2 protein-coding genes are annotated in these 2,612 nt (G+C 65.5%); both read right to left on the reverse strand.

All coding sequences use genetic code 11. The features are described 5' to 3' along the window. Positions 1-186: 186 nt before the first annotated feature. Positions 187-987 carry an IS21-like element helper ATPase IstB gene (gene istB, locus QZH52_RS38480; protein WP_301816525.1) on the reverse strand — a complete coding sequence of 267 codons (801 nt, stop codon included), beginning with the start codon at positions 985-987 and terminating at the stop codon, positions 187-189. After that, entirely contained in the window at positions 980-2,494 is a 1,515-nt protein-coding gene (gene istA, locus QZH52_RS38485; RefSeq protein WP_301816526.1) for an IS21 family transposase, read from the reverse strand. Before istA ends, istB begins: the two co-directional genes overlap by 8 nt. Positions 2,495-2,612: the final 118 nt, after the last annotated feature.

A 2,612-nucleotide genomic window follows, 5' to 3' on the forward strand; every position in this document is an offset into this window, starting at 1 on the left:
TGTCGGCGCCGGTTGAACTTTGACCCACCCTGCCGGTTGAACTTTGACCCGGGGATGGAAGCCGGCATCGTGGTTGCCGACTGTGGATAACTGTAGCTGTTTCCTCCTTTCTTGCTTTGCTTGATGTTCGGTCTTAGAGGGCGCGGAGGGCGAAGCCCGCAGCGCCTTGTCCCTTCGAAGCGTTGATCAGGCGAGGGCTTCCGGTGGCGCCTTGGCCTCCTTTCGTTCCTGTTCGCGAGCGCGGATGCGCTTCTTCGTGTTGGCCGTGGCGTGCGTGATGCGGTAGCTGTCGTTGCCCGTCTCCACGATGTGGCAGTGATGCGTGAGTCGGTCCAGCAGCGCGGTGGTCATCTTCGGATCCACGAACACGCTGGACCATTCGGCGAAGTCCAGGTTGGTCGTCACCACCACGCTGGTGTGCTCGTAGAGCTTGGAGAGTAGGTGGAACAGCAGCGCCCCGCCGGCCTGACTGAAGGGCAGGTATCCCATCTCGTCCAAGACGACCGCATCCAGGCGCAGCATGCTCGCCGCAATGCGACCGGCCTTGCCTTGGGCCTTCTCCTGCTCCAGCGCGTTGACCAGGTCCACCGTCGAGTAGAAGCGCACGCGCTTGCCATGCTGCACGATGCCGGCCACGCCGATGGCCGTCGCAAGATGGCTTTTGCCGGTGCCGGGTCCGCCCACCAACACGACGTTGTGCGCTTCATCTGTGAAGCTCATGTCGGCCAGTTGCAGCACCAGCTTGCGATCCACCGGAGAGACCTCGAAGTCGAACCCCGCAAGATCCCGATGCACCGGGAACTTTGCCGCGTTCAGCTGGTGGCTGACCGAGCGCGTGGCGCGCTCGGTCGTCTCGGCGCGCAGCATCTGCTCGACGAGCCAGCGCGATCGCTCCAGCTCGGCGTTGTTCTGCTCGATCAGATCGGCCCACGTCCCGGCCATGCCGTGCAAGCGCAGCGCCTTGAGTTCGGCAATGACGTCACGCATGGTCGGCCTCCTGGATGTTGCGCAGCCGGTCATAGCGAGCTGTGTCGGCAATCGGCGGTGTCAGCACCTGCAGCGCTGTCTCCACATTGGCCGGCCGCGGCGCCGCGTTCAGACGCGCGAGCACGTTGATGACGTGCTCGACGCTCACGCGCCCCGAGGGCGGCGCGCCGTCCAACGCCAACTCCACGGCCACCAGCACCGCCTCCAGTCCCGCTGTCGGCACCAGAGCCAGCACCCGGGCCATCAGGCGATCGCCTCCGGTCTCGCGCAACAGCGCGCGGCGCAGCCGTTGCAGCGGCTGCGGCAGGTCCGTGAACGGCGCCCCATTGCGCAACGCTCCCGGCTTCCTCTGCACCAGCGGGATGTAGTGCTGCCAGTCGTAGCGCGTCTTGCCCTTGTCCGTGAGCCGCTCGTGCTCGGCCACGAGGGCGTCGCCAGCCACCACCGTCACGCGCGTCGGGTACAGGTGCGTGCTGACCATCTGCCCGGCCAGTTCGCACGGCACCGAGTAGCGGTTGCGCGCCACCGACACCAGGCAGGTGCTGCTCACCCGGGCCACCTCCTCGACGTAGCCATCGAACGCGACGGGCATCGGCATCAATTGCCCCCGCTCGTGCTCGAGCATCTCGGCGACGCTGAACTGCTTGTGCTCGGGATGCCGGACCTCTTGCCAGAGCGCCCGGCAGCGCTCTCCCAGCCAGGCATTGAGCTCGTCGAAGCTGGCGAAGCGCCGCTCGCGCGCGTCGATCCAGATGCGCCGCCGGCTGTCCTGGACGTTCTTCTCCACCACGCCCTTCTCCCAGCCGGAGGCCACGTTACAGAAGTCGGGGTCGTACAGGTAGTGTGCGCACATCACCGAGAAGCGCGCGTTGACCGTGCGGCCCTTGCCCTTGTGCACCTTGTCCACGGCGGTCTTCATGTTGTCGTAGATCCCCCGGCGAGCCACACCGCCCAGCGCGGCGAACGACCGGGTGTGGGCATCGAACAGCATCTCGTGTCCCTGGCTCGGGTACGCCACCAGCCAGAACGCCCGGCTCGCGCACAGCTTCATGTGCGCGACCTGCAGTTTGCGGTAGATCCCGCCGATCACCAGCGCCTCGTCGCTCCAGTCGAATTGGAACGCCTCGCCCAACTCGAAGGCCAGTGGCACGAACGCTTTGCCGACCGCAACACTCCCTTGCTGCGCTCGCCACGCTCGAATGAAGTCGGTCAGCTGGGTGTAGCCGCCTTCATAGCCCGCCGCCGCAATCTGCTGCAGCAGTGCTCGCGCGGTTCGCCGCTCCTTCCTCGGTCGACGCGCGTCGGCCAACAACGCCATCTCCACCATCTCGATGAACGGCGTCAGCTTCGTCGAGGCCGCTCGGCGCACGTACTTCGGTGGCTGCGCCACCGGCACGCGCAGGTACTTCCTGACCGTGTTGCGCGACAGGCTCGTTGCCCTCGCGATCTCTCGCACCGATTTGTTCTCGCGGTGGTGCATCCGCAGGACCTTGCCAATCATGGCCATGGTGATCAATCCTCATACCCCCACCGCTTAAAAAAGCAGCAGGGTAGGCTGAACACCCGGGTCAAATTTGAACCGGCACAACCCTCACAGGTGGGTCAAATTTCGGCCGGCGCCAACA

The sequence above is a fragment of the Variovorax ginsengisoli genome, assembly GCF_030486595.1.
Taxonomy (GTDB): domain Bacteria; phylum Pseudomonadota; class Gammaproteobacteria; order Burkholderiales; family Burkholderiaceae_C; genus Variovorax; species Variovorax ginsengisoli_B.

What these genes read in the sequence shown, in the direction of transcription:
- istA (WP_301816526.1), bottom strand. Translation starts at nt 2,494, where the DNA reads ATGGCCATGATTGGCAAGGTCCTGCGGATGCACCACCGCGAGAACAAA.
- istB (WP_301816525.1), bottom strand. Translation starts at nt 987, where the DNA reads ATGCGTGACGTCATTGCCGAACTCAAGGCGCTGCGCTTGCACGGCATG.